This is a genomic window from Robertmurraya kyonggiensis (assembly GCF_005116465.1).
GTDB classification, from domain to species: Bacteria; Bacillota; Bacilli; order Bacillales; family Cytobacillaceae; genus Robertmurraya; species Robertmurraya kyonggiensis.
Genome location: NZ_SWBM01000004.1, coordinates 297273 through 321122 on the forward strand (window position 1 = coordinate 297273; position 23850 = coordinate 321122).

The window sequence follows — 23850 nt, forward strand, 5'->3', positions numbered from 1 at the left end:
TATGATTTAATATTCCGAATAATTCGCTATTAGTATAGATTAATATCACAAATGTGTTATACTATTCGTGAGTTGTAAAAATATCATGCTGAAGGAAGGTTTTCATCAGATGAACTCAGTTAGTGTCTCGAACGAGTTAAATGAATTATTAAACCAGGATAACGTGCACGTTCAGCTGTCTGTTCCACAATTGGTAGAGAAAGTTTTAAAACGAAATGAAGGCGTTTTAACTTCCACTGGCGCTGTTTGTGCAACAACAGGAAAGTATACTGGACGCTCACCTAAAGATAAATACATCGTGGAAGAAAGTACTTCAAAGGATAAGATCGATTGGGGCCCGCTCAATCAACCATTCCCTAAGGATGCTTTTGACCGTCTCTATAATAAGGTGATTCACTATCTAAAAAATAAAGAAGAAGTTTTTGTGTTCAAAGGATTTGCTGGAGCAGATAAACAAACTCAGCTTCCGATTCAAGTAGTCAATGAGTATGCTTGGCATAATCTTTTTTCACATCAATTGTTCATTCGACCAACAGAGGAAGAATTGTTAAACCATGAAGCTCAATTTACTGTGATTTCTGCTCCAGAGTTTAAAGCAGATCCGAAGGTAGATGGCACGAAGTCAGAAACATTTATCATTATTTCCTTTGAACGTCGCACTGTTTTAATTGGTGGTACTGAATACGCAGGAGAAATCAAAAAATCGATTTTCTCTGTCATGAATTATTTACTTCCTGAGAATCAGATTCTATCTATGCACTGCTCAGCCAACGTCGGGCTTGAGGGTGATGTTGCACTATTCTTTGGCTTGTCTGGTACAGGGAAAACCACTCTTTCTGCTGATCCACATCGCCGTTTAATTGGTGACGACGAGCATGGTTGGTCTTCAAATGGCGTATTTAATATTGAAGGTGGCTGCTATGCGAAGTGTATCAATCTTACACGAGAGAAGGAGCCACAAATTTTTGATGCCATTCGTTTCGGTTCTGTATTGGAAAATGTTGTTCTTAACAAGGAAACACGTGTTGCCGATTATGATGATGGCACATTAACGGAAAATACGCGTGCTGCTTATACAATTCAATCGATCGATAATATTGTTGACCCAAGTATTGCTGGTCATCCAAATACGATTGTCTTTTTAACAGCTGATGCTTTTGGCGTGTTGCCTCCAATTTCGAAGCTAACGAAGGAACAAGCAATGTATCATTTCTTAAGCGGTTATACTTCGAAGTTAGCTGGAACCGAGCGTGGAATTACCTCTCCAGAGGCGACGTTCTCAACTTGCTTTGGTTCTCCTTTCTTACCGCTTCCTGCAACACGTTATGCGGAAATGCTTGGGGAAAAAATTGATGAGCACAACTCACAGGTCTACCTTGTGAACACAGGCTGGACTGGTGGAGAATATGGTGTTGGAAGCCGCATGAAGCTAAGTTACACTCGTGCTATGATTCAAGCTGCTCTTGAAGGCGAATTGAATCATGTGGAAACGGTGAAGGATAGTATTTTTGGTCTTCATATTCCACTTCATGTACCAGGTGTTCCTGATGCTGTTCTTCAACCAAATAAGACATGGAATGATCAAGCTTCCTACGAAAAGAAAGCAAAGGAATTAGCGGCGAAGTTCAAGGAGAACTTCGAAAAATTCTCCAATCTTCCTACAGCAATTCGCGAAAAAGGTGGTCCAATCGCGTAAATATAAGGCTCTTTTCGCAATTATTGTTGGCTTATGATAATAATTGATTATATGAATAGCAATATTCATTCTAAAAACATTAATAGATAGCGAAAAGTGCCGTGCAAAAATAATTTGTAGCACTAATCCACGTAAGAGGTGTAAATGTCGGCTTTAGGACATTTACGAAAAAAACAACAAGTTTTTTTCGTCAGAAAATAAACAATCAATAAGAAAACAGTGTAAAATAAAGAAGCTGTTTACCATAAGGTTACATGTCTAGTGCGACCTTTGGTAAACAGCTTTTTTGTTTGCGTCTCCTATTTTGAATGACAACTCTGTTCTGTTTTTGTGATATTCTGTCAATCATTTGCCTTTTGGCTGACAGACATGTTCTAGGTCTACTACTTTTTTCAGTCAATTTATCTTTTGGGAGACAACTTTGCTCCGTTTCTGCTACATCTTGTCAACCAAACCTATTTTGTCTGACAGCTTTGCTCTTTTTCTGAAACTTTTGTCAATCAAATCCCTAGAGAAAGCATGGCACTCTTTAATTCGTAGAATTCAAAGACACCAACTGATAATGGATCGTTGTCTTTTTGTTCTCCCATTCCACTTTTTGAATTTCACCGATTCCGATCAGATCGCCTTCGATTGTTCTCTTTACTTCAATTGGAATTTCTAGTGGATATAAACGATACCCCTCCTTCACTAAAGTAAAAAGATTATCCTTATACCGTTTTTCTTTTCCTTTTGTGACGATCATTGTGTTTAATTCCATAGGCATACCCATTTTAAACACTCCTTTAAAAACTTCCTATTCTATCCCTATCTTACCATTATCCCTATTGATTTTTCATCCATTTCGTTAAATCCCTCACCACTTCTCGATTGACCTGAGGGGGAAAATAATGCGTAAATGAATCGAAATACCACGTCTCCACCTTTTTATCCAAAACCTTCAACCTTTTTTCTAAACGATAAGAATGATCGATCGACACATTCTGATCCTTCACACCATGAATGATGAGCGTTGGTACTTGTAATTTTTCCAAATGAAACAAAGGCGTTCGATACTTATACCGATCAGGAAATTTCGTTGGCGTTCCTCCAATAACCCGCTTCATCATCCGCCTTAAGTCTTTGCGCTCCACATAGGTTAGAAACATATCCGACACTCCACCCCATGTCACAACAGAGGCCGCTTCCGGAAAATGAATCGCCGTCAAAAGAGCCATAACCCCGCCTCTCGAAAACCCAAATATATGTACCTTGCTAACTCTTGGATGAGTACGAAGTAACTCGAAGGCAGAAAATGCATCCTTCCGGTCCTCGCCAGCAAAATCCTCGTTTCCTTCTCCACCCTGATTACCTCTATAAAAAGGAGCAAAAACAATAAATCCTTCCGAGGCAAATTGCACAAGCCTTCCAGGACGAACTTTCCCTACATTTTTTATGCCTCCACGGAGATACAAGAATCCATCATATGTCCCTTCCGCTTTCGGCTCTGCTAACATTCCTCTTACCTTTAAGCCATCTGCATAATAGGTGACGATCGATAACTCAATACTAGGATTTGGTGAAGGGAATTTCTGCTTCATCATTATTTGACCGTCAGCGTTTGTCATATGTTCAACTCCTAAAAATTGTTCATCTTTTTCATATAGGCATTCACACATTTTTTGACCCCTTCATACGATAAGTTAGGCTCACAAACCTTTTATATAGATTCATTTAACCACGAGGAGGTCAAAGCATGAAAAAATGGTTAAAAATAAGTGTCACTTGTTTTTTAGCTGCTATCCTTATTATAACGCTAACCGCTTGTAATAATGAAAAAGTGCAAAAAGTATCGGTTGCTGAAGTGACTCACTCCATCTTTTATGCACCACAATACGTAGCGCTCGAAAAGGGATTTTTTGAAGAAGAAGGGTTGGATGTTGAATTAACACTTACAGCAGGTGGAGACAAAGTCATGACTGCCCTCCTATCTGATGGAGCAGATATCGGGCTAGTTGGGTCAGAAACATCCATCTATGTAGCTGCACAAGGTTCTAGCGATCCGGTCATTAATTTTGCACAGCTTACACAAACAGATGGTACATTCTTAGTTTCTCGTGAGAAAATTGATAATTTCTCATGGGATCAATTGAAGGGCAGTACGTTCCTTGGGCAACGTAAAGGCGGAATGCCTCAGATGGTTGGAGAATTTGTTTTAAAGAAGCATGGTATTGACCCTCATGCTGATTTAGAGCTGATTCAAAATATCGACTTTGCAAATATCACAAGTGCTTTTGCTTCAGGTACAGGCGACTTCGTCCAATTGTTCGAACCACAAGCAAGTGTATTTGAGCAAGAGGGCAGAGGCCATATTATTGCTTCTTTTGGTGAAGAGTCTGGTCATGTTCCTTACACATCCTTCATGGCAAAAGAAAGCTTTATGGATGAGAACAAAGAAGTCATCGAAAAATTCACTCGCGCTATTTATAAGGCACAACTATGGGTGGAAGAGCACAGTGCCAAAGAAGTAGCCGAAGCCATTCAACCTCAGTTTGAGGATACGGAACTAGAACTGATTGAAATAGTTGTTGAACGCTATAAGAGGCAAGGTTCATATGCGACTGATCCGATTTTAGGAGAAGATGAATGGAACAATCTTCAGGACATTATGGATGAAGCAGGAGAATTGCCAGCACGAATTAATCACAGTGACCTCGTCAATACAGAGATAGCTGATAGTGTTATGGAATAGAGAATAGAGATTACAGATTACGAGTACGACCAAATTAGAAAAGAGGAGGCCGAGAAGAAAATGGGATTTTTAAAGATTGATGAAATACACCATACTTATTTCACCAAAACCTCTGCAACAACGGCCCTCTCCAATATTTCACTTGAGGTTGAAGAAGGAGAATTTGTCTCCTTTCTTGGTCCAAGTGGGTGCGGCAAAACAACATTACTCTCGATTATTGCAGGGTTACTGAAACCAACTGAAGGAAAAGTAACTTTGGAGGATCAACTACTTGAAAAACTTGATAACCAAATTGGTTACATGCTGCAACAGGATTATTTATTTCCTTGGAAAACCATCGAAGAAAATATCCAATTAGGCCTGAAGCTAAACAACCAATTAACCACTGAAAAAATGAGCTATACTTATAAGCTACTAGAACAAATGGGGCTTAGTGGCGTTGAAAAACAATATCCTAGTCAATTATCAGGCGGAATGAGGCAACGTGTTGCCCTTGTTCGCACACTGGCTACTGAGCCAAAGCTATTAATGCTAGATGAACCTTTTTCAGCATTAGATTACCAGACCAAGCTACGACTAGAGGACCTTGTCTCTGATACGCTGAAATCCTTTGGAAAAACAGCCATTTTGGTAACACATGATATCGGTGAGGCTATCGCCATGAGTGATCGCATCTTTCTTTTTTCACCAAGGCCCGGGCAAATCTATAAAATCATTCACGTTCCAGATGAATTGAGAGCACTTCCTCCTTTTCAGGCGAGAAATCATGAACTTTACTCAGAAATCTTTCAAACGATATGGAAGGAGGTCGAGAGCGTTGAAACAGAACAGTAAACTCGAATTCCTCCACAACGAATATATTCAATCTCTCAAACGAGAAAGTCGGTGGGTTCGTTTTTATCAATTAATCATTTTCGTCGTATTCTTTGCAGGCTGGGAAATTTTTAGCCGAAATCAATGGATAGACCCGCTTATATTCAGTGCTCCATCAAAGATTTGGAATCTTTTAATTGATAAAATAGCTGATGGCTCGCTGTTCTTAGATCTTGGCTATACAGTGAGTGAAACGGTACTTGGCTTTATTTTAGGAACGCTCCTTGGAACCATTCTTGCTGCGATTCTATGGTGGTCACCATTTCTATCCAAAGTGCTTGATCCCTATTTGGTCGTTTTAAATTCCATGCCTAAAGTTGCTTTAGGACCTATCCTAATTGTCGCACTTGGACCAAGTATGACCTCGATTGTTGCCATGGGTGCGATTATATCGGTCATTATTACGACGATTGTGGTGTACACCTCTTTTCGCGAAGTTGACCCGAATTATTTAAAGGTGCTGCAAACATTTGGAGCAACACGGTTCCAGTCCTTTCGCGAAGCCATCTTACCAGCATGCTTCCCGACAATCATATCCACGTTAAAGGTGAATGTGGGCCTTTCATGGGTCGGGGTCATTGTCGGAGAATTTCTCGTTTCCAAAAGAGGTCTCGGCTACATGATCATTTACGGCTTTCAGGTATTTAATTTTACGCTCGTTTTGTTATCGCTTCTCGTCATTGCGGTCTTTGCCACCATTATGTATCAGCTTGTCGAATTACTAGAAAAAAAGCTGATCAAAAATAGCTCACAATGAAAAAAGCGACAAGGGTTACTTGCCGCTTTTTTGCTTTTCAATGCATCGTAAGGCATGTTCCATTACTTCGTCCTTCATAATAAAGCTAAACTCTTCTCCAAATCTTTGTGTTAAAAGAGGATCCTTTATGAATACAGGTCCCGCTGTTTCATAGTAATGCTCATTTTGCTCTATTCCCTCAACTTCCCCATAAAAAATCACTTTTACAAACGAATCTGTGCTATTATCTACTTCATATTCCCCAATAAAATGAAGCTCCTTCAGACTAGCACCAGTTTCCTCGTATACTTCACGACGAGCGGCATCCTCTAAAGTTTCCCCCGCTTCCACTTTTCCACCGGGAAATTCTAATCCCCGTAATTTATGTTTTGTTAAAAGCCAAGCATCCTCATATCGGCAAATCGTTAGCACGTGCTGTGGCTCTTTTGCAAATTGATTTCGGGCAAACGCCAACCGAACCCTAGCCCCATTATAATCTTTAAAAATCTCCATATTTCCTCCATGTATGTAGTTCTATCTCTATTATAATGGATAACGGCTCGTTTCTTAAGCAATTAGAAAATGCCGCTCCTTTTCAAGCGGCACTCCTTCTATTCCAATATCCCCATTGTTTCAATATGACTTCTTGCCTCATGATCACCTAATTCATAAATCATTTTATAAACTTCTACAACCGTCTCGTCGTAAGCATCATTTTCACGGTCGTGATGATACTGCACATATGGAACATGAGAACGGAAAAAGCTGCGCCATTCAGTCGAATAGTTTTGGTCAAATAGTTCTCTTAATCGAATGATTTCATCATCTGTTGCCTCAATTTTAAAATTCCACGCCGAGTCTGTACTGCTCTGTGAAATCTCACCTGAACCGACAGTAATATAATATGTCTTTTTCTCTTGGTCCACGTTAGAACCCCCTTTTTCACTAGCATGCCTCATTGACCGATTTTTGTTTCGGCAGAAATTCAATTTTTCAGGATTATTTTTTCAAATTGAGGGTATTGTATAAGAAAATGGGGGTGGAAACCGTGAAACTGGTTGATGAAATCTATGAATTTTACCGCGATAAGCTTTCCGGAGATGAAGAGGATATCGACATATTAACCTTCGCATTACTGGAAGAAATGTCATACGATGATTTGCTCAATCTAATTAAAGAGTTGGATAAGCAAGAGCTTTACAACCTCGTTGGCATTTACTTAATTGAATCATTAAAGGGGAAATTCGCAAGTGAAGATTACGGTCAACAACGAGCTCCTTCATTACAGCAAAGAAATATTCACTAAGAATACATAACAAAGCTGGCTCCATATTAAGCCAGCTTTTTATATTATCGTTAAGCGGATTTTCCCAAGAACGCTTTTAACATCCACACATTCTTTTCAAGCTCAGAATGAATAGCAAGTAACATATCACCTGTCGTCTCGTCTTCCAGCTCCTCTGCAATGCCCATACCGTTTTTAACTTCCTCAATAATAATAGAAAAATCATCTACTAAGGTTTCCACCATTTCTGTTGCACTCTCTCGAGTAGTAGCCTCTTTTATCGACGACTTTTCAAGATACTCATTCATGGTAGCAACTGGTTGTCCTCCGATGGCTAAAAGCCTTTCAGCTAATTCATCAATATGTATCGCTGCACTGTTATAATACTCTTCAAATTTAGCATGCAGTGTAAAAAACTCAGTCCCTTTCACATACCAATGAAAATTATGAAGCTTCACATACAGTACGCTCCAATTGGATATTTGTTTGTTTAAAATTTCGTCTAAACTATTCTTCATGAAATCAGCCTCCTTACCCTATTTTGTCCAAGTTCTAATGTTCCAATTACTATAAAAAGGGATTTTCATGTTAGAATAGCTGTTGTAATCCATTTATAATTTTCTTCATTAAGTTGTAATAGAGGAGGAATACTATGTTACTAAGTGTTTTAATTATTTGTATCGTCATCGTAATTGTTGTCTTACTTTTAGCTGTCTTAACGACAAGCAAAGCATATTCTTATAAGCATTCCGTGGATCCAATAGAAAATAATCCTCACGTCGAAAAGGATGAAGAAAAAGATAAATCTAGCGAATGAGCGAGGAAATTGAATGAGTGTTACATCTATCTTAGTAGGTCTTATTTTTATACTTAATATGTTTTTGGCAACGATCGTCATTTTTCTAGAACGAAAAGATGCTGGTGCAACTTGGGCTTGGATCTTGGTCCTCTTTTTTGTTCCCGGGATAGGTTTCTTAACTTATCTCTTGTTCGGCCAAAGTCTTTCTCGTAAAAAATTATTCCAATGGGATGAGCAGAAAAAGGTCGGAATTGCACAGCAAATATCCGGTCAACTTTTTGACATTGGTACCGGAAGATTTGCCTATCGCAATAATATAGAACGAAATTATCAAGATCTGATTTACATGCATTTACGTAACAATGATGCGGTTTTAACTCAGGATAATCATGTCGATATTTTCACAGATGGAAATGAAAAATTCAAATCCCTCTTCACAGATATTAAAAACGCTACTGATCATATTCACCTACAGTATTACATCTTAAAAAGAGATCAAATTGGCAAAAAGCTTTTAGCTGCCCTGATTAAAAAAGCCAAAGAAGGCGTTAAGGTCCGTGTTCTCTATGATGATCTCGGTTCAAGACGAATGACGAAACGATTTTTTAAAGAACTACGTCTCGCAGGTGGAGAGGTAGAAGCCTTTTTCCCATCTTGGTTTCCGCTTATGAATTTACGGATGAATTTCAGAAATCATCGCAAGTTAGCGATTATAGATGGAAAAATTGGTTATGTTGGTGGGTTTAATGTGGGGGATGAGTACTTAGGAAAGAACCCACGATTCGGCTATTGGCGGGACACCCATCTTCGTATTATGGGGAGTGCGGTACAATCGATTCAAACTCGTTTTATCTTGGATTGGAACCAAGCTTCTCACAGATACAATATCCATTATTCCTCATCACTCTTTCCAACAAACGAGTCGAATGGTGAAGTTGGAATTCAAGTGGTAACATCCGGACCAGATTCTGAATGGGAACAAATCAAAAATGGATACATCAAAATGATTACTTCCGCGAAGAAATCGATTTGGATTCAAACTCCATATTTCATTCCCGATACAAGTCTACTCGATGCACTTCGAATTGCTGCGTTATCCGGGGTAGATGTGCGAATTATGGTTCCGAACAAACCTGACCATATGTTTGTCTATTGGGCAACCTACTCCTATATTGGTGAAATGCTTAAAGCAGGGGCAAAGGTCTATATTTATGACAATGGCTTCATCCATGCTAAGACAATTGTCGTCGATGATGAAATCTCATCAGTCGGCACAGCAAACATTGATTATCGAAGCTTCCGACTGAACTTTGAAGTAAACGCATTTATTTATGATAAAAATATTTCCCATCAGCTTACAAAAAGCTTTCTAGATGATATGCAATTATCATGGGAGATGACAGAAGACATTTACCAAAAACGTTCAATCGTTATTCGATTCAAAGAATCTGTATCGAGATTACTGTCTCCCATACTATAAGAAAAAGTCGGCGAAACCTCGCCGACTTTTTTTATGCAATGCAGTTTTCGCACGGATTTATGGAATGGTCCTACTGAAGACCGTTCCGCATTTGAGAAAAGTACTCTTATGCAAATACTTGTTTTAAATCTTCTTTTGATTGTGTGAGCCAAAAGCGCATTAATTTCTTTGCTCCTTCTAAATCATGAAGCTTTGCTTGGCCGCATTGTTTTTCATTCGCTGCTGGAATGTCTACAATTTCTACAGCAGATTTCATTGTATCTTCAAGCAAGTCGATGATTTCCTCAACAGTTGGTTCTCCACTAACGACTAAATAGTAACCTGTTTGGCAACCCATTGGAGAAATATCGATAATATCAAAATGATCATACTTCTCTGAGTGCTCACGAATATTAAATGCAAGAAGATGCTCTAATGTATGAATCGAGTCTGGCTTCATTGCTTGTTTATTCGGTTGGCAAAAACGGATATCAAACTTATTAACAACACCGTCTGAACCTACTTTATGAACACCACAATGTCTTACATATGGGGCTTTTACCGCATTATGATCTAATTCAAAACTTTCTACTGATGGCATGTTCTTCACTCCTTATCTCTAAAGAATCTCCAATACCGAGTATTCTTATCGATTTAATCTAAATTTTAATTCATAGACTAAATATATCACAATATGATATCTTTTTGAAGAGTTGTAACTCTTGAGTCATAAAAAGTTCCGAAAGTGAGAAGATTCCATTGTTAAAAAAAATCATGATTGGATTTATTCGTTTTTATCAAACCGTTATCTCACCAATCAAGCCGCCAACCTGTAGATTTTACCCAACCTGCTCTCATTATGGCATGGAGGCAATAAACCGTTTCGGACCATTCAAAGGTGGTTGGCTAACAATTAAACGAATCTTAAAATGCCATCCTTTTCATCCAGGTGGAGTGGATCTTGTTCCTGAAAAAAAGGAGCCAGAAGCTTAATTATATAGGGTGTTTTCGTATAGATTGTTGTTAAAATCTTAATGCCGATTTTAACATAAAAATAACCATTTGGTGCTTCTTAACTAAGTTTACATGTTTTTTCTCATTGATTTAAGACTAGTTATCATTGAAAGCATAGTCTAATTCTTTAATTTTTTGTTCCAAAAGCAACAAAGTTTGAGAAAAAAACCATTATTTTTCATAACCACTCGCGACCAAATCAAGCTTTCCTGTTTCCGGATTGATCACAAGTCCATGTACTGGAATATCCTTAGCGATAAGTGGATGCTTTCGGATCATATCAACACTGTGTCTCACACTATCTGAGACGTTATGGAAACCCTGGAGCCATTTCGTTACGTCGATACCTGAATAGGTAAGCATCTCTAACGTCTCTTCATTTATTCCACGTTCCTTCATGCTGTCAATCATGTCTTCAGCTTTCATGCCTGACATGCCGCAATCATGGTGGCCAATAACAAATATCTCATCTGCCTGAAGCTGATAAACTGCTACAAGAATACTTCTCATAATACTTCCAAAAGGATGCGAAACAAGAGCACCTGCATTCTTAACTAACTTAACGTCACCATTGCCTATATTCAATGCCTTCGGAAGAAGCTCAGTTAACCTTGTATCCATACAAGTTAAGATCACCATCCGCTTGTTAGGAAATTTATTTGTCGCAAAGCCTTCATATTTTTTCTCTTCAACAAATTCCTGATTATATTGTAAAATCTCATCTAATAACATATTACTTGTCCTCCTAACTGTACGAAATATGTTTTACCCAAACTCCACATACTAAAAACATATTACCACATTTTTTTCTTGCAATTATAACACAGATATTATAAGATACTAAGGTAAATCGTAACCGTTACGGATTAATAATCTATTATAAATCGTAATTATTCTTATTTATAAAAGGAGAGGAAAACATGAGAAAGATTATAATAACAGTCCTTCTTCTTGCATCTATCGCTTTAACTGGCTGTGATTCAGGAAATTCAGCGGACAACCAAAAAGATACGGATGGTAAACTACATATAGCTACAACTGTTTACCCACTACAATATTTTGCAGAAGAAATCGGAAACGAATTCGTCACAGTAGATACAATCTATCCTCCGGGTTCAGACGAACATACGTATGAGCCCTCCCAGAAGGATATGATCAATCTAGCTGATTCAGACTTATTTATCTATGTCGGATTGGGCCTAGAGGGTTTTGTTGAAAATGCAAAAGAAACTCTCAAAGACGAGGGTGTCATTCTTTTAGAAGCTGGAAAAGATCTTGATGTTGAGACAGAAGAACACGCCGAAGAAGCTACTCATGAAGAAGATGAACACGCTGATGAGCATGAACATGAGGAAGAAGCCGAACACTCTCATGATGGACACGATCATGGTGATATCGACCCGCACGTATGGGTAGACCCACTTTATGCAAAGGGCCTAGCTGAAGCTATCAAAAATGAACTTGTTGCTCAACTACCTGAGCATAAAGAAGAAATTGAGAAAAATTATTCAGCATTAGCAAGTCAATTAGATTCATTAAATACGCAATTCGAAACCATTACCCAAAACGCTAAGGTAAAAGAGTTTATCGTTTCTCATGCTGCGTATGGTTATTGGGAAAAGCGTTACGGGATTGAGCAGCTAAGCATTTCTGGAATGTCGTCATCTGATGAACCAACCCAGAAAGAATTGAAAGAAATCATCTCAACTGCAAAAGAACATAATCTTAGATATATCTTTTTCGAACAAAATGTAAGCTCCAAATTAGCTGATATTGTTCAGGAAGAAATGAATGCAGAACCATTAGTCCTCCATAACTTATCTGTTTTAACAGAAGATGATATCCAGAAGGAACGTACTTATTTCTCTATTATGGAGGATAACCTTAAGGCGTTGGAGACAGGATTATCTAAATGATGATACACATGCAAAAAAGAAGCCTAATTAGGGCTTCTTTTTCGCGTTCATACCTTCAATTGATTCTTTATGAAGACACTTACTTCGATAGCTTGTCCACATGAAAAACAGTTTGTTCTAGTTTCTGCAAATCCCTTGTTCTCATGACCAACCAAAGTGAATAATTTATTCTCTTGCCCGAAAATCATACCTTTAAACTACTTTCACACACAAAGATACTATCGCAATTCCTCATACATTTTTCGTAGTTCTCTTCGCAACAATTTTCTTGACGCATTTCGAGGAATTTCTTCGATAAAATAGAATTTCTTTGGGAGTTTGTATTTTGCTAATTTCTTCGCGCAAAATTCGCTAATTTCTTTTTCGAGTAACGATTCCTTACTTACAACAAAGGCGGCTGGTACCTGCCCCCATTCATTATGCTCCACCCCTATGACTCCTGCATCTAGAATGTCAGGATGTGAAGTTAAAACCCCTTCAATCTCAGCGGGGTAAATATTCTCTCCACCTGAAATAATCAAATCAGAACGGCGGTCCTGGACATACAGAAAACCATCCTCGTCAACATAACCGATGTCGCCAGTATTAAGCCATCCATCGCTCATAACTTCGTCTCGATTAAGGTAACCAGGTGTAACATTCGGCCCTTTCACAACAATTTCCCCTGATTCAAGTGAACCCGCTTCATTTCCAAGAGTATCAACAATCTTCAATTGTGACGGAAACAATGGCTTACCGGCCGAACCAAGTTTCTTAATGCTATATTCAGGAGATAACGTGACAATTTGCGAAGACGTTTCGGTCATTCCATATGTTTGATAGACCGGTACATTCTTCTCCACACACTTTTCTAATAGCGGTAATGGCACTGGTCCTCCACCTGATAGCATACAGCGAAAAGCTGGGCTTAATCTATCCTCACCTAATTCCTCTATCACTCGTGATAACATCGTCGTAACGACCGACATTATTGTCACCTTTTCTTCTTTAATGACTTTGATTGTTTCACTAGCATCAAAGGATTGTTGAAGAATCATTCGCATTCCATAGATAATACTTTTCATTAGTATGGAGTAGCCGCTGATATGGAACATGGGCACAACGCATAACCAACAATCTTCTTCTAAAATCCCCAAATTCAACGCAGAGCCTGTTGCACTCCACCAATGATTCCCGTACGTTTGCAAGACACCTTTTGGGTTCCCAGTTGTTCCAGACGTATACATCACCGTACAAACATCATCTAAAGCAATTTCCTTAACAAGAAGTGGCATGTCATAAGGAGACTCTCTTATACTTTCTTTCGATACAATCGGAACCAAAGCATTTAATTCTTCGACCTTTTCCAAAAAGCTATCTTCTGTAATCAAAAGCATGGATTTGGAATCATCTATTTGAAAAACCAGTTCTTCTGCCGTTAAACGATTATTTAAAATAACCGCTATGCCGCCTAATAGCTGCAAAGAAAGCAGTACCACCACTGTATCGATATGATTTTTCAATAAGACAGATACATATGAGCCTTTCCTAACACCTAGACCTTGCAGGTGACCTGCCATCTGAAAAGAAAGGTCGTAAATTTCTTGAAAGGTATATGTACGATTTTCAAATTGAATCGCCGAACGATGAGGCGTTAATGAAACGCGTTTTGATAATAAATTCGGGATCGTTTGACTGTTCATTGTATTCACCATCTGTTCTCATAAAAGTAAACAGCTTGATGACTTCATCAAGCTGTCGTAAGTATATATTAAGTTTAAATCAAGGGAAACGAGGGAATTGTCCAAAGTCTGGCTTGCGCTTTTCTTTAAACGCATCTCTTCCTTCTTTCGCTTCATCAGAAGTGTAGTAAAGAAGAGTTGCATCTCCAGCGAACTGTTGAAGTCCAGCAAGACCATCTGTATCAGCATTCATTGCTGCCTTTAAGAAACGAAGTGCTGTTGGAGATTTTTCAAGGATTTCATTACACCACTGAATCGTTTCCTCTTCCACTTTTTCCAGTGGTACGACAGTGTTAACTAATCCCATGTCTAATGCTTCTTGAGCGTTGTATTGACGACATAAGAACCAAATTTCACGAGCCTTTTTATGACCAACAATTCTTGCTAAATAGCCAGAACCATAACCAGCATCAAAGCTTCCTACATTTGGCCCAGTTTGACCAAAGACCGCGTTATCTGCCGCAATTGTTAAGTCACAAACGATATGTAATACATGTCCTCCACCAATTGCGTATCCTTTTACCATTGCAATTACTGGTTTTGGAATGACACGAATTAAACGCTGAAGATCAAGTACATTTAGACGTGGAATCTGGTCATCACCTACGTAACCACCATGACCGCGAACCTTTTGGTCTCCACCAGAACAGAATGCTTTATCTCCAGCACCTGTTAAAACGATTACTCCTACATTCGAATCGTCACGTGCATACGCGAACGCATCTATCAATTCCATAACCGTTTTTGGTGTAAAAGCATTATGTACATGTGGACGGTTGATCGTGATTTTTGCGATTCCGTTATATGTTTCATATATAATTTCTTCATACTGACGTCCTGCAACCCATTCTATTGACATTTTAGAACCTCCCTAAGTATTTTGTTTGTATTTATCAATTTGACAAATATCTACTCACTATTGTACCAAATTTTTCACTATTCTCCACATGAATTGCATGTCCACACCCTTGAACTGTAATCCATTGAGCATTTTCGAGTCTTTCCTTCATTCGCTCTGTAATTAGACAAAATTTTTGATCCAAAGAGCCGGTTAATAGAAGAGTGTCGACTTTAAGATCCCACAATTCCTTCCACCAAGATGGCTGAACACCAGTCCCCATCCCGATAAGACTATTCGACAAACCTATGATAGAATTTGTTAATCTTTGTTCTCTTATACTACTTTGTATTTCCTTTTGAAGCTCCTTTTGAGTTTCAAATAAAGGTATGTTCTCCCAATGATCGACAAAGGCTTCCATCCCTTTTTCCTCAATAAAGGCAGCAAGCTTGGTGTCTTGTTCAATCCGCTTTTTCCGCTCCTCCTCAGAGTCTAAACCAGGAGATGAGCTTTCTAATACCAGCTTTCGAACCATTGTCGGATACTTTGCAGCAAAGGAAAGTGCAAGTCTTCCTCCCATCGAATAGCCGACAAAGTCCGCCTTTGAAATTTTTAATTTCTCCATTAATAGAAACAAATCATCAACAACAGACAGCATCTTGTATCTTTCAACATCATCTGGTGCTTCCGTCTTTCCATGACCTATTAAATCCACAGCGATCACTTTCGAGTGTTCTCCCCATGTTTCGAAAAAGGGCCTCCAAGTCGACACATCTCCTGTAAATCCATGTAGCAAAATTACAGGAAAACCGTCGCCAAATGTTTCGACGTTATAGCGAATGCCGTCTATTACATGTCTCATGATCTGTCACCCTTTCAAAAGTCGACTTATTTCCTGGGAAACAAAATTCCACAAATCTCGATGTTCTTTTAAATTCGTGTCACGATTTGTCGTAATCTCCATAACCGATAAGCCATTATTCTCCAAATTTCGCTCAAAAGAGGAAGTAAAGTGATTCCAATCTGTGATCAAGTCATAGCTACCATTATACATATGAACGGCATGCTCAAAATTCAAATCAAGTGGAGTACCAAAGAGCTTTTCAAAATTTTTGGGATGATTTGACTGTGGTAGGAAGGAGAAAATGCCACCACCGTTATTATTAATCACAATTATTTTGATGTTTAAGTTATACAGCTTCGCAGCCATCAAACCATTGAGATCATGGAAAAAGGTTAAATCTCCGACAGCTAGGTAAAGAGGTTGAAGAACGGTTGAAGCTCCTAAAGCCGTTGAAATCGTACCGTCTATCCCATTAGCACCACGATTTGCCATAATTTTTATCGACTTTTCATTAAAATGAAAGAAAGAATCTACGTCACGGATGGGCATACTATTTCCAACAAACAATGTTGCGCCTTCTGGGAGCATGTCTGAAAGAAGATGAAACAGTCTTCCTTCACTAAGCTCAGACGTTTCTCTAATTCTCAGTAAGTTTTCTTTCGTAAAGGCGTTAACCTCTCGCCATTTCACTAGATATTCACTAACTGAGCGCTCGCCAACTTGTGCCGAAATAGCTTCACAAAAGAACTTTTCATTACAATAAATCATAGAGGTAGAAAGCAAAGATGGATCTCTCCAACCAGCACCACCGTCAATGATCCATTGCTCAGCGTCGTGATTTTCTTTCATGAAGATGGTAAGAGCCTTGGAAATCGGCATCGCACCGAAACGAATGATAACCTCAGGTTTTAGAGCATTCTTTGCATCTTCATTTCTTAAGAACGTATCATATGTATCAATTATATTCGTACCATCGTGCTTGCCACTTCGTAATTGTGATAGTGGATCAGCGATGATTGGAAACTGTAAACAATTTGAAAGCTCTACGACCGCTTCCACAAAACCGTCTTCCTCTAAAGAACCACAAACAATAATCCCTTTTTCATGTCTCTTTAATTGTTCCCTTATTTTTTCAATTTGAGTAGTCTGTAAAGTAGGAATGCCCTGTTCAATCGCAACATAGCCTGTCTCACGAGACTTCAGCGTAAAGAGGTCCTCTTTTTCCAGATTCGGAACTAATGGTTCCCTGAACGGGAAATTCAAATGAACAGGTCCAGCTGGTGCTGCTTGAGCAGTTGCAGCTGCCCTTGCACATACACTACGAACATAGCGTTCCATTTCATCTGATTTCTCTGGAATCGGCATTTCCACAAACCATTTCGCATGCTTGCCGTATAAATGAATTTGGTCAATTGCTTGAGGGGCACCTACATCACGTAATTCGTGTGGCCTGTCAGCAGTTAAGACTACAAGAGGAACTCGTGAATAATAAGCCTCAACAACCGCTGGATAGTAATTGGCTGCCGCTGTTCCTGATGTACATAAAAGAGCCACTGGTCGTCCGGATGCCTTTGCCATACCTAATGCAAAAAAAGCGGCTGAGCGCTCATCTACGTTAATATGAACGTTAAGGTCAGGATGCTCAGCCATTACCATCGCCATAGGCGTTGATCTAGAACCGGGACTAACGACTACATCCGTCATTCCCGTTTGTACTAATTCAGCAACGAATACTGCAATATAATCAGTTAATGCTTCTTGATGACTCATTTCTTCAAACCTCCAAGAGCAGAGAGCATAGGACGAAACTTAATTTTTGTTTCAACGTATTCACTTTCCGCATCCGAATCCTGAACAATTCCGCACCCTGCAAAAAGGGATGCTTCATTACCTTGTATAAGAGCAGAACGGATCGCTACTGCGAACTCACCATTCCCCTCGTAATCTAACCAGCCAATTGGTGCTGCATAAAAGCCTCGATCGAGATTTTCAATTTTTCTTATCTTCTCCACAGCCTGTCTTTGAGGAAGACCTCCTAGAGCAGGTGTTGGATGTAAGGAGTCAACTACCTGAAGCACTGAACACTCTTCTTTTGAAAACCCAACAACCGGTGTATATAAATGTTGAATATCTCTCATTTTCATTAATGACGGTCGACTAGGAAGCTTGACCTCATTACAAACTTTCTCCATTGCTTCCTTAATCATTTCAACTACATAAAGATGTTCTCTTAAGTTCTTCGCATCATTTAATAGTTGATCGCCTAATTGTTTATCTTCCTTCTCTGTTTTCCCTCTCGCAATCGAACCGGCTAAGCAAGTTGAGAAAAGCTGATTTCCTTCTTTTTTAACAAGTCTTTCAGGAGAAGCACCTATAAAACAATCTCCATTTGATTCAAAAGCAAAAGTAAAGCTTTCTTTCTGCTCCTGAAGCAACTGTTCAAGTACGCCTTCTACTAAGACTGCGTCCTGAAAAACAAGACGAAGCTCTCGAGCCAAAACAACCTTCTTTAACTCGCCATTTTTCAAATCTCGAACAAGGTCACGAACCGTTTGTTTCCATTCTTCAGGGTCGACAACTTCTCTTTCCTCGACAAGCATCGAAAAATGGGATTTGTATTCTTTAGATGCTTTTGAAACAAGTGCTTGCCTTTCAACGATTGTCTGTTCGAAAATGGAGGAATCATCATACTGTGTACAGACAATGTTTGTTGTTAAGTACGTCTTTCCTTCCACAATTGACAGTAAGTATTTAGGTACGTGAAATAGCGAATCCGCGTATTTTGACCATAAAGAGGTTTTCTTTTTTAGCGGGTCAAAGGAAAAGCCCCCAAACATGAAAGGACCCGTAGCTTTTTGCTCTTCATCTTTTACAATTATGGCTTCCTTCAATAACTGATTCCATTGGTCCTCTACTTGGTTGAAACGGTTATCTACAGATTGAATCTGATGGCATACACCTAAGCCAATAAGATATATTGAATCCGTGGGATCCTTCCAAAAAAACCGTTCTCCTAAATAATTCTCTTTTCCCACTGTAAAAAAAGATAGAGGCTCTATATGATCTATTTTTTGAACTTCACTGACTAAAATGGGAATCAAGCTTTTTTTCGATTTCGCTATCGCTTCTTCGATCCCTTTTTTCAGCTCTGTTTCCATTATGGTAACCAAAAAATCCCCTCCATTGAAAAGGCCCTTATCATTCACAAGTTGAGATAGTGCCAAATGACTAAACATCTATTTAAAAATCGATAAAAATTTTTCTCATACATAAAAATAATAACAGTCTTTATCCTTAATATCTAGTTAACAAACTTCTTCTAAAATACACCTCAATTGATTGAAATGTCAATGACTCCAGTCACAGTAGCACTAGTATTTTCCTTATTATATTATCGATGACATTTTGCTATTCAAGATGCATTCTCCTAAGATGGTAATTCTGTCCTGTAATAACTGTAAAAAGACATTGACACCCTTTCCTAGTTTGCCTAAACTTGAATTTGGAGTTATCCACGATGTTATGATATATCTTATTACTATAGAGATTTTTATTGTTTATGGAGGGGGAGAAATATATGCAACCAGAGACTAGTACAAGTTATTCACCTGTAGCTCAAAATAAAGGCTGGAAAGTATGGTGGAAACTTACTCGACCGCATACATTAACTGCTGCATTTGTTCCAGTATTGCTGGGAACAGCATTAGCGATACATGAAACAACGATTCACATAGGATTGTTTTTCGCAATGCTACTAGCAAGCCTACTGATTCAAGCTGCAACAAACATGTTCAATGAATACTACGATTTTAAACGAGGCTTAGACAACGAAGAATCCATTGGAATAGGTGGGACAATTGTACGAGATGGTGTCAAACCACGTACGATTATGCAAATCGCCCTTGGGTTTTACGGGATTTCCATTTTGATTGGTGTTTACATTTGTATGGAAACATCTTGGTGGTTAGCAGCGATTGGTTTAGTTTGTATGGTAATCGGCTATCTTTACACAGGTGGTCCACTTCCAATTGCTTATACACCTTTTGGAGAAATCTTTGCAGGCTTCTTTATGGGCATGGGAATTATCTTAATTAGCTTTTATATTCAAGTTGGTACTGTAACAACAACTAGCGTATTAGTCTCTGTTCCAATATTTATCCTAGTTGGTGCAATCCTTTTATCTAATAATATTCGCGATTTAGATGGAGATAAAGAATTCGGACGCAAAACTCTTGCTATTCTTTTAGGTAGAAAAAATGCTATTTATTTATTAGCTGGAATGTTCATCGTTTCATATGCTTGGATTTTCGTCTTGATGTTCCTTGGGTACTCATCAGCATGGCTAGCAATTGTTGTCCTAAGCATTCCAAAAGCCGTGAAGGCAACGAAAGGCTTCATCGGAAAAACAATGCCAATTCAAATGATGCCAGCAATGGTAGCAACTGCTCAAACAAATACCATCTTCGGTTTCTTATTATCGATTGGTTTGTTCTTGGATTATTTTATTTAAAAAAAAGCTTCTGGAAAAACTCCAGAAGCTTTTTCAATACCTTAGTTAGGATACAATTCCTTTAAAAATGTTACGGACTGAGTAATTAATTCTTTTAAAACTTCCACATCAATATCAGCAACTTTATTAATGTACACGCACCCCTTGCCTGATGTATACTTCCCAAATCTCTCAAGGAGCTCTTCTCTTTGTGTATCACCTGGGGCAAAGTATAAACTAATCTTTGCCTTTCGAGGAGAAAAACCAACTAATGGAGCATCCCCCTCATGACCAGAAGCATATTTATAATGATATGCTCCAAAACCTATGATGCTCGGTCCCCACATTTTCGCCTCATAGCCAGTTGCTTCCGTAAAAATATCCAATAAACGATAAGCATCTTCTTTCTTCTTTGGGTTCTCTACCGTCTCGATAAATTCTAAAACACTATTATCAGTTTCTTTTGTTTTTAATTCATACATACTCTTCGCCCCTTATGTACGTACTGATTACCTCTCCATTCTAAACGAAATTCTTAGAATTTATAAGTATCCTATCATTAGTTCTATATCTACATAAATGTTTCCTTCTTAATTTTAGACAATAAAAAAAACTGCTGACTTAATGTCAACAGCTTTTTTTATGACCCCTACGGGATTCGAACCCGTGTTACCGCCGTGAAAGGGCGGTGTCTTAACCGCTTGACCAAGGGGCCTACATGGCGGAGAAGGAGGGATTTGAACCCTCGCGCCGGTTACCCGACCTACACCCTTAGCAGGGGCGCCTCTTCAGCCACTTGAGTACTTCCCCATGTATGGCTCCGCGGGTAGGACTCGAACCTACGACCGATCGGTTAACAGCCGATTGCTCTACCACTGAGCTACCGCGGAAAAGTAAAAACAAAATATGGTGGGCCTAAATGGACTCGAACCATCGACCTCACGCTTATCAGGCGTGCGCTCTAACCAGCTGAGCTATAGGCCCATATTTTGGAGCGGGTGATGGGAATCGAACCCACGACAACAGCTTGGAAGGCTGTGGTTTTACCATTAAACTACACCCGCACATTGCTATTTTACTCGCTAAGCTCGTAAAAAGAAAAGTTGTAACCTATTTTACTTCGCTACGCTCGTAAAAAGCTTGGATGGCTCAGGACGGAATCGAACCGCCGACACAAGGATTTTCAGTCCTTTGCTCTACCGACTGAGCTACTGAGCCATATAAAATATTTTCCCTAAACATACACAGTGCTTGTCCTTCGTCCTCATCTCAGAAAGCCTATTCAAGATGTTATTCGATGAGTACGCTGGATGTATTTTCACAGTAGCTAATTCATCGTGCTCTACCGACTGAGCTACTGAGCCTATATGTATTAAAAAAATGGCGGTCCGGACGGGACTCGAACCCGCGACCTCCTGCGTGACAGGCAGGCATTCTAACCAACTGAACTACCGGACCAGAGTTTTTTCGAGGAACGAGAAAATAACTTTCCTCTTTTTTTCGCGTTAGCGAAAATATCTTTCCTTATCTTTTCGACAAAGGAGAAAAGATGATTGCGGGGACAGGATTTGAACCTGCGACCTTCGGGTTATGAGCCCGACGAGCTACCAGACTGCTCCACCCCGCGATAATAGGAATGAACTTATTCAGCTCATGCTTCTATCTAGTAGAAGACTTAAAACAAATATGGAGGAGGAAAGGGGATTCGAACCCCTGCGCGGTTTGACCCGCCTGTCGGTTTTCAAGACCGATCCCTTCAGCCGGACTTGGGTATTCCTCCGTATCAAATAATTGAAAGTTATTTTGCTAATGCAAAAAAACTTTGGTGGACCTTGTAGGACTCGAACCTACGACCGGACGGTTATGAGCCGTCTGCTCTAACCAGCTGAGCTAAAGGTCCAGGTACCTAAACCTAATATTAAAATGGTAGCGGCGGAGGGAGTCGAACCCACGACCTTTCGGGTATGAACCGAATGCTCTAGCCAGCTGAGCTACACCGCCAAATATGTGTATAATAAAACTTATAAAGTGGAGCCTAGCGGGATCGAACCGCTGACCTCCTGCGTGCAAGGCAGGCGCTCTCCCAGCTGAGCTAAGGCCCCATATTGTAAACTACTGAGAAAATGGTCGGGAAGACAGGATTCGAACCTGCGACCCCTTGGTCCCAAACCAAGTGCTCTACCAAGCTGAGCTACTTCCCGAAATAATATGGCGCGCCCGAGAGGAGTCGAACCCCTAACCTTTTGATCCGTAGTCAAACGCTCTATCCAATTGAGCTACGGGCGCATGTTCTATATATTCGCTAACGCGAATTGAAATTAAGGAAGTTTATTTTCGCTAGCGCGAATCAAGGTAAGTTATTTTCTCCTTGTGTCGAAAAAACATTGCTATTTTACCTCACTATGTTCGGTAAAAAGCATTGGTGCCGAGGACCGGAATCGAACCGGTACGGTAGTCACCTACCGCAGGATTTTAAGTCCTGTGCGTCTGCCAGTTCCGCCACCCCGGCTAACTGATGGAGCGGAAGACGGGATTCGAACCCGCGACCCCCACCTTGGCAAGGTGGTGTTCTACCACTGAACTACTTCCGCAACATGGCATAATTTATGTCATTAACATAAAAAAACTTGGTGCGGGTGAAGGGAGTCGAACCCCCACGCCTTGCGGCGCTAGATCCTAAGTCTAGTGCGTCTGCCAATTCCGCCACACCCGCATATAAGTTTTATAAAAAACATGGTGAGCCATGAAGGACTCGAACCTTCGACCCTCTGATTAAAAGTCAGATGCTCTACCGACTGAGCTAATGGCTCGTACAAGGATTTTTTCGCGATAGCGAAAAACTGGTGCCGGCCAGAGGACTTGAACCCCCAACCTACTGATTACAAGTCAGTTGCTCTACCAATTGAGCTAGGCCGGCAAAAATGTTATTTTCACTCGCATGAAAAACTTAAGGAATGTTATTTTACTTCGCTACGCTTCGTAAAAAACAAGGACCCTTATTTTCACTTTCGTGAAAAAAGGTTGGTGGAGGATGACGGGATCGAACCGCCGACCCCCTGCTTGTAAGGCAGGTGCTCTCCCAGCTGAGCTAATCCTCCATTTTTTAAATTTATCTTAAAGCCCGGCAACGTCCTACTCTCACAAGGGGACAGCCCCTAACTACCATCGGCGCTGAGAAGCTTAACTTCCGTGTTCGGTATGGGAACGGGTGTGACCTTCTCGCTATCGTCACCGGACCTATTAAATTATCAAGACAAATTCTATTATAACGATTTATTGAATTTTTTCAAGAGAATTTTTGAAGATAATTTTATAATTATCAAAATCATTATTCCCTCAAAACTAGATAATGTTGAAGAAGAAGAATTACTGAGAAACCTATTTGGTTAAGTCCTCGAACGATTAGTATCAGTCAGCTCCACACGTCACCGCGCTTCCACCTCTGACCT

The 23850-nt window shown here is 39.6% G+C and carries 23 protein-coding genes, 20 tRNA genes and 1 rRNA gene; 10 read left to right on the plus strand and 34 right to left on the minus strand.

The genetic code is table 11. The annotated features are described in order from the left end of the window. Positions 1-109: 109 nt before the first annotated feature. Entirely contained in the window at positions 110-1696 is a 1587-nt protein-coding gene (gene pckA / locus FA727_RS17400; protein ID WP_136832837.1) for a phosphoenolpyruvate carboxykinase (ATP), read from the plus strand. A 529-nt stretch (positions 1697-2225) separates the two neighbouring features. On the opposite strand, the gene FA727_RS17405 is transcribed toward pckA, so the two are convergent. Then, positions 2226-2468, minus strand: coding sequence for a DUF2584 domain-containing protein (locus tag FA727_RS17405; protein WP_136832838.1), 243 nt, complete (start codon positions 2466-2468; stop codon positions 2226-2228). A gap of 52 nt (positions 2469-2520) precedes the next feature. Then, positions 2521-3303 carry an alpha/beta hydrolase family protein gene (locus FA727_RS17410; protein ID WP_136832839.1) on the minus strand — a complete coding sequence of 261 codons (783 nt, stop codon included), beginning with the start codon at positions 3301-3303 and terminating at the stop codon, positions 2521-2523. 128 nt (positions 3304-3431) lie between these two features. Between FA727_RS17410 and FA727_RS17415 the strand changes: the two genes are divergently transcribed. The 3 genes from FA727_RS17415 to FA727_RS17425 are packed head-to-tail and all read left to right on the plus strand — an operon-like array spanning position 3432 to position 6057. Continuing rightward, positions 3432-4427: an ABC transporter substrate-binding protein gene (locus FA727_RS17415; protein ID WP_136832840.1), complete on the plus strand. Its 996-nt coding sequence runs from the start codon at positions 3432-3434 to the stop codon at positions 4425-4427. Positions 4428-4487: 60 nt separating this feature from the next. Beyond that, positions 4488-5261, plus strand: a complete 774-nt coding sequence (locus FA727_RS17420) for an ABC transporter ATP-binding protein (protein WP_136832841.1) — start codon at positions 4488-4490, stop codon at positions 5259-5261. Beyond that, a complete protein-coding gene (locus tag FA727_RS17425; RefSeq protein ID WP_246041941.1) occupies positions 5245-6057 on the plus strand; it encodes an ABC transporter permease in 813 nt (270 codons plus the stop codon). Before FA727_RS17420 ends, FA727_RS17425 begins: the two co-directional genes overlap by 17 nt. 15 nt (positions 6058-6072) lie before the next feature. On the opposite strand, the gene ytkD is transcribed toward FA727_RS17425, so the two are convergent. Together ytkD and FA727_RS17435 are read right to left on the minus strand one after the other, a co-directional pair. Continuing rightward, positions 6073-6549 carry an RNA deprotection pyrophosphohydrolase gene (ytkD, locus tag FA727_RS17430; RefSeq protein WP_136832843.1) on the minus strand — a complete coding sequence of 159 codons (477 nt, stop codon included), beginning with the start codon at positions 6547-6549 and terminating at the stop codon, positions 6073-6075. Between the two features lie 98 nt (positions 6550-6647). Then, positions 6648-6995 (minus strand): hydrolase, encoded by a 348-nt coding sequence (locus FA727_RS17435; protein WP_170209282.1) that lies wholly within the window; start codon positions 6993-6995, stop codon positions 6648-6650. Between the two features lie 89 nt (positions 6996-7084). Here FA727_RS17435 and FA727_RS17440 point away from each other — a divergent pair, with 89 nt between their 5' ends. Beyond that, entirely contained in the window at positions 7085-7342 is a 258-nt protein-coding gene (locus FA727_RS17440; RefSeq protein WP_126409469.1) for a DUF6154 family protein, read from the plus strand. 50 nt (positions 7343-7392) lie between these two features. Here the strand turns inward: FA727_RS17440 and FA727_RS17445 are convergent, their stop codons facing one another. Further along, positions 7393-7839 carry a Dps family protein gene (locus tag FA727_RS17445; RefSeq protein WP_136832845.1) on the minus strand — a complete coding sequence of 149 codons (447 nt, stop codon included), beginning with the start codon at positions 7837-7839 and terminating at the stop codon, positions 7393-7395. Between the two features lie 134 nt (positions 7840-7973). On the opposite strand from FA727_RS17445, the gene ytzI reads away from it, so the two are divergent. Next, positions 7974-8138, plus strand: coding sequence for a YtzI protein (gene ytzI / locus FA727_RS17450; RefSeq protein ID WP_126409465.1), 165 nt, complete (start codon positions 7974-7976; stop codon positions 8136-8138). A gap of 13 nt (positions 8139-8151) precedes the next feature. Continuing rightward, on the plus strand, positions 8152-9600 hold the full coding sequence (gene cls / locus FA727_RS17455; RefSeq protein ID WP_136832846.1) for a cardiolipin synthase: 1449 nt from the start codon (positions 8152-8154) through the stop codon (positions 9598-9600). A gap of 106 nt (positions 9601-9706) precedes the next feature. On the opposite strand, the gene FA727_RS17460 is transcribed toward cls, so the two are convergent. Continuing rightward, on the minus strand, positions 9707-10180 hold the full coding sequence (locus tag FA727_RS17460; RefSeq protein WP_136832847.1) for an S-ribosylhomocysteine lyase: 474 nt from the start codon (positions 10178-10180) through the stop codon (positions 9707-9709). Positions 10181-10338: 158 nt separating this feature from the next. Between FA727_RS17460 and yidD the strand changes: the two genes are divergently transcribed. Beyond that, positions 10339-10572, plus strand: coding sequence for a membrane protein insertion efficiency factor YidD (yidD, locus tag FA727_RS17465; protein WP_136832848.1), 234 nt, complete (start codon positions 10339-10341; stop codon positions 10570-10572). Positions 10573-10764: 192 nt separating this feature from the next. Here the strand turns inward: yidD and FA727_RS17470 are convergent, their stop codons facing one another. Next, positions 10765-11325 (minus strand): beta-class carbonic anhydrase, encoded by a 561-nt coding sequence (locus FA727_RS17470; protein ID WP_136832849.1) that lies wholly within the window; start codon positions 11323-11325, stop codon positions 10765-10767. A 188-nt stretch (positions 11326-11513) separates the two neighbouring features. Here FA727_RS17470 and FA727_RS17475 point away from each other — a divergent pair, with 188 nt between their 5' ends. Continuing rightward, complete coding sequence (locus FA727_RS17475) at positions 11514-12509, plus strand: metal ABC transporter solute-binding protein, Zn/Mn family (protein ID WP_136832850.1); 996 nt, start codon at positions 11514-11516, stop codon at positions 12507-12509. 218 nt (positions 12510-12727) lie between these two features. On the opposite strand, the gene FA727_RS17480 is transcribed toward FA727_RS17475, so the two are convergent. The 5 genes from FA727_RS17480 to FA727_RS17500 form a co-directional block, all read right to left on the minus strand. Further along, entirely contained in the window at positions 12728-14191 is a 1464-nt protein-coding gene (locus FA727_RS17480) for an o-succinylbenzoate--CoA ligase (protein ID WP_136832851.1), read from the minus strand. Positions 14192-14270: 79 nt separating this feature from the next. Continuing rightward, a complete protein-coding gene (gene menB, locus FA727_RS17485; RefSeq protein ID WP_136832852.1) occupies positions 14271-15089 on the minus strand; it encodes a 1,4-dihydroxy-2-naphthoyl-CoA synthase in 819 nt (272 codons plus the stop codon). 34 nt (positions 15090-15123) lie between these two features. Continuing rightward, a complete protein-coding gene (gene menH, locus FA727_RS17490) occupies positions 15124-15930 on the minus strand; it encodes a 2-succinyl-6-hydroxy-2,4-cyclohexadiene-1-carboxylate synthase (protein ID WP_136832853.1) in 807 nt (268 codons plus the stop codon). A gap of 6 nt (positions 15931-15936) precedes the next feature. After that, a complete protein-coding gene (gene menD, locus FA727_RS17495; RefSeq protein WP_136832854.1) occupies positions 15937-17682 on the minus strand; it encodes a 2-succinyl-5-enolpyruvyl-6-hydroxy-3-cyclohexene-1-carboxylic-acid synthase in 1746 nt (581 codons plus the stop codon). Next, positions 17679-19082 (minus strand): isochorismate synthase, encoded by a 1404-nt coding sequence (locus FA727_RS17500; protein ID WP_246041943.1) that lies wholly within the window; start codon positions 19080-19082, stop codon positions 17679-17681. Before FA727_RS17500 ends, menD begins: the two co-directional genes overlap by 4 nt. A 407-nt stretch (positions 19083-19489) precedes the next feature. On the opposite strand from FA727_RS17500, the gene FA727_RS17505 reads away from it, so the two are divergent. Beyond that, positions 19490-20422, plus strand: coding sequence for a 1,4-dihydroxy-2-naphthoate polyprenyltransferase (locus FA727_RS17505; protein ID WP_136832855.1), 933 nt, complete (start codon positions 19490-19492; stop codon positions 20420-20422). Between the two features lie 41 nt (positions 20423-20463). On the opposite strand, the gene FA727_RS17510 is transcribed toward FA727_RS17505, so the two are convergent. The 22 genes from FA727_RS17510 to rrf all read right to left on the minus strand — a co-directional run bounded on the left by FA727_RS17510 (position 20464) and on the right by rrf (position 23637). Beyond that, a complete protein-coding gene (locus FA727_RS17510) occupies positions 20464-20883 on the minus strand; it encodes a DUF1801 domain-containing protein (RefSeq protein WP_136832856.1) in 420 nt (139 codons plus the stop codon). A gap of 161 nt (positions 20884-21044) precedes the next feature. Continuing rightward, positions 21045-21116: transfer RNA gene (locus FA727_RS17515), tRNA-Glu, on the minus strand. Between the two features lie 4 nt (positions 21117-21120). Next, positions 21121-21211: transfer RNA gene (locus FA727_RS17520), tRNA-Ser, on the minus strand. 5 nt (positions 21212-21216) lie between these two features. Further along, a tRNA-Asn gene (locus FA727_RS17525) sits at positions 21217-21291 on the minus strand. Positions 21292-21308: 17 nt separating this feature from the next. Continuing rightward, positions 21309-21385, minus strand: a tRNA-Ile gene (locus tag FA727_RS17530). Between the two features lie 6 nt (positions 21386-21391). Next, positions 21392-21465, minus strand: a tRNA-Gly gene (locus tag FA727_RS17535). An 81-nt stretch (positions 21466-21546) separates the two neighbouring features. Next, a tRNA-Phe gene (locus tag FA727_RS17540) sits at positions 21547-21619 on the minus strand. Between the two features lie 163 nt (positions 21620-21782). Continuing rightward, a tRNA-Asp gene (locus tag FA727_RS17545) sits at positions 21783-21859 on the minus strand. Positions 21860-21954: 95 nt separating this feature from the next. Next, positions 21955-22028, minus strand: a tRNA-Met gene (locus FA727_RS17550). 60 nt (positions 22029-22088) lie between these two features. After that, positions 22089-22181 (minus strand) — tRNA-Ser (locus FA727_RS17555). A gap of 43 nt (positions 22182-22224) precedes the next feature. Then, positions 22225-22301: transfer RNA gene (locus FA727_RS17560), tRNA-Ile, on the minus strand. Between the two features lie 24 nt (positions 22302-22325). Continuing rightward, positions 22326-22402: transfer RNA gene (locus FA727_RS17565), tRNA-Met, on the minus strand. A 28-nt stretch (positions 22403-22430) separates the two neighbouring features. Beyond that, a tRNA-Ala gene (locus FA727_RS17570) sits at positions 22431-22503 on the minus strand. A gap of 22 nt (positions 22504-22525) precedes the next feature. Next, positions 22526-22602 (minus strand) — tRNA-Pro (locus FA727_RS17575). 8 nt (positions 22603-22610) lie between these two features. Then, positions 22611-22687, minus strand: a tRNA-Arg gene (locus FA727_RS17580). A 134-nt stretch (positions 22688-22821) separates the two neighbouring features. Further along, positions 22822-22910: transfer RNA gene (locus tag FA727_RS17585), tRNA-Leu, on the minus strand. Between the two features lie 7 nt (positions 22911-22917). Next, positions 22918-22992 (minus strand) — tRNA-Gly (locus FA727_RS17590). A 37-nt stretch (positions 22993-23029) separates the two neighbouring features. Next, positions 23030-23114: transfer RNA gene (locus tag FA727_RS17595), tRNA-Leu, on the minus strand. 21 nt (positions 23115-23135) lie between these two features. After that, a tRNA-Lys gene (locus FA727_RS17600) sits at positions 23136-23211 on the minus strand. Between the two features lie 31 nt (positions 23212-23242). Then, positions 23243-23318, minus strand: a tRNA-Thr gene (locus FA727_RS17605). 105 nt (positions 23319-23423) lie between these two features. Continuing rightward, positions 23424-23499, minus strand: a tRNA-Val gene (locus tag FA727_RS17610). Between the two features lie 21 nt (positions 23500-23520). Continuing rightward, positions 23521-23637, minus strand: a 5S ribosomal RNA gene (gene rrf / locus FA727_RS17615). Positions 23638-23850 lie beyond the last annotated feature (213 nt).

What these genes read in the sequence shown, in the direction of transcription:
- menD (WP_136832854.1), bottom strand. Translation starts at nt 17,682, where the DNA reads ATGAGTCATCAAGAAGCATTAACTGATTATATTGCAGTATTCGTTGCT.
- FA727_RS17510 (WP_136832856.1), bottom strand. Translation starts at nt 20,883, where the DNA reads ATGTATGAATTAAAAACAAAAGAAACTGATAATAGTGTTTTAGAATTT.
- FA727_RS17415 (WP_136832840.1), top strand. Translation starts at nt 3,432, where the DNA reads ATGAAAAAATGGTTAAAAATAAGTGTCACTTGTTTTTTAGCTGCTATC.
- FA727_RS17475 (WP_136832850.1), top strand. Translation starts at nt 11,514, where the DNA reads ATGAGAAAGATTATAATAACAGTCCTTCTTCTTGCATCTATCGCTTTA.
- FA727_RS17460 (WP_136832847.1), bottom strand. Translation starts at nt 10,180, where the DNA reads ATGCCATCAGTAGAAAGTTTTGAATTAGATCATAATGCGGTAAAAGCC.
- cls (WP_136832846.1), top strand. Translation starts at nt 8,152, where the DNA reads ATGAGTGTTACATCTATCTTAGTAGGTCTTATTTTTATACTTAATATG.
- FA727_RS17410 (WP_136832839.1), bottom strand. Translation starts at nt 3,303, where the DNA reads ATGACAAACGCTGACGGTCAAATAATGATGAAGCAGAAATTCCCTTCA.
- FA727_RS17435 (WP_170209282.1), bottom strand. Translation starts at nt 6,995, where the DNA reads ATGAGGCATGCTAGTGAAAAAGGGGGTTCTAACGTGGACCAAGAGAAA.
- ytzI (WP_126409465.1), top strand. Translation starts at nt 7,974, where the DNA reads ATGTTACTAAGTGTTTTAATTATTTGTATCGTCATCGTAATTGTTGTC.
- FA727_RS17420 (WP_136832841.1), top strand. Translation starts at nt 4,488, where the DNA reads ATGGGATTTTTAAAGATTGATGAAATACACCATACTTATTTCACCAAA.
- FA727_RS17505 (WP_136832855.1), top strand. Translation starts at nt 19,490, where the DNA reads ATGCAACCAGAGACTAGTACAAGTTATTCACCTGTAGCTCAAAATAAA.
- FA727_RS17470 (WP_136832849.1), bottom strand. Translation starts at nt 11,325, where the DNA reads ATGTTATTAGATGAGATTTTACAATATAATCAGGAATTTGTTGAAGAG.
- menH (WP_136832853.1), bottom strand. Translation starts at nt 15,930, where the DNA reads ATGAGACATGTAATAGACGGCATTCGCTATAACGTCGAAACATTTGGC.
- menB (WP_136832852.1), bottom strand. Translation starts at nt 15,089, where the DNA reads ATGTCAATAGAATGGGTTGCAGGACGTCAGTATGAAGAAATTATATAT.
- ytkD (WP_136832843.1), bottom strand. Translation starts at nt 6,549, where the DNA reads ATGGAGATTTTTAAAGATTATAATGGGGCTAGGGTTCGGTTGGCGTTT.
- FA727_RS17405 (WP_136832838.1), bottom strand. Translation starts at nt 2,468, where the DNA reads ATGGGTATGCCTATGGAATTAAACACAATGATCGTCACAAAAGGAAAA.
- FA727_RS17445 (WP_136832845.1), bottom strand. Translation starts at nt 7,839, where the DNA reads ATGAAGAATAGTTTAGACGAAATTTTAAACAAACAAATATCCAATTGG.
- pckA (WP_136832837.1), top strand. Translation starts at nt 110, where the DNA reads ATGAACTCAGTTAGTGTCTCGAACGAGTTAAATGAATTATTAAACCAG.
- FA727_RS17480 (WP_136832851.1), bottom strand. Translation starts at nt 14,191, where the DNA reads ATGAACAGTCAAACGATCCCGAATTTATTATCAAAACGCGTTTCATTA.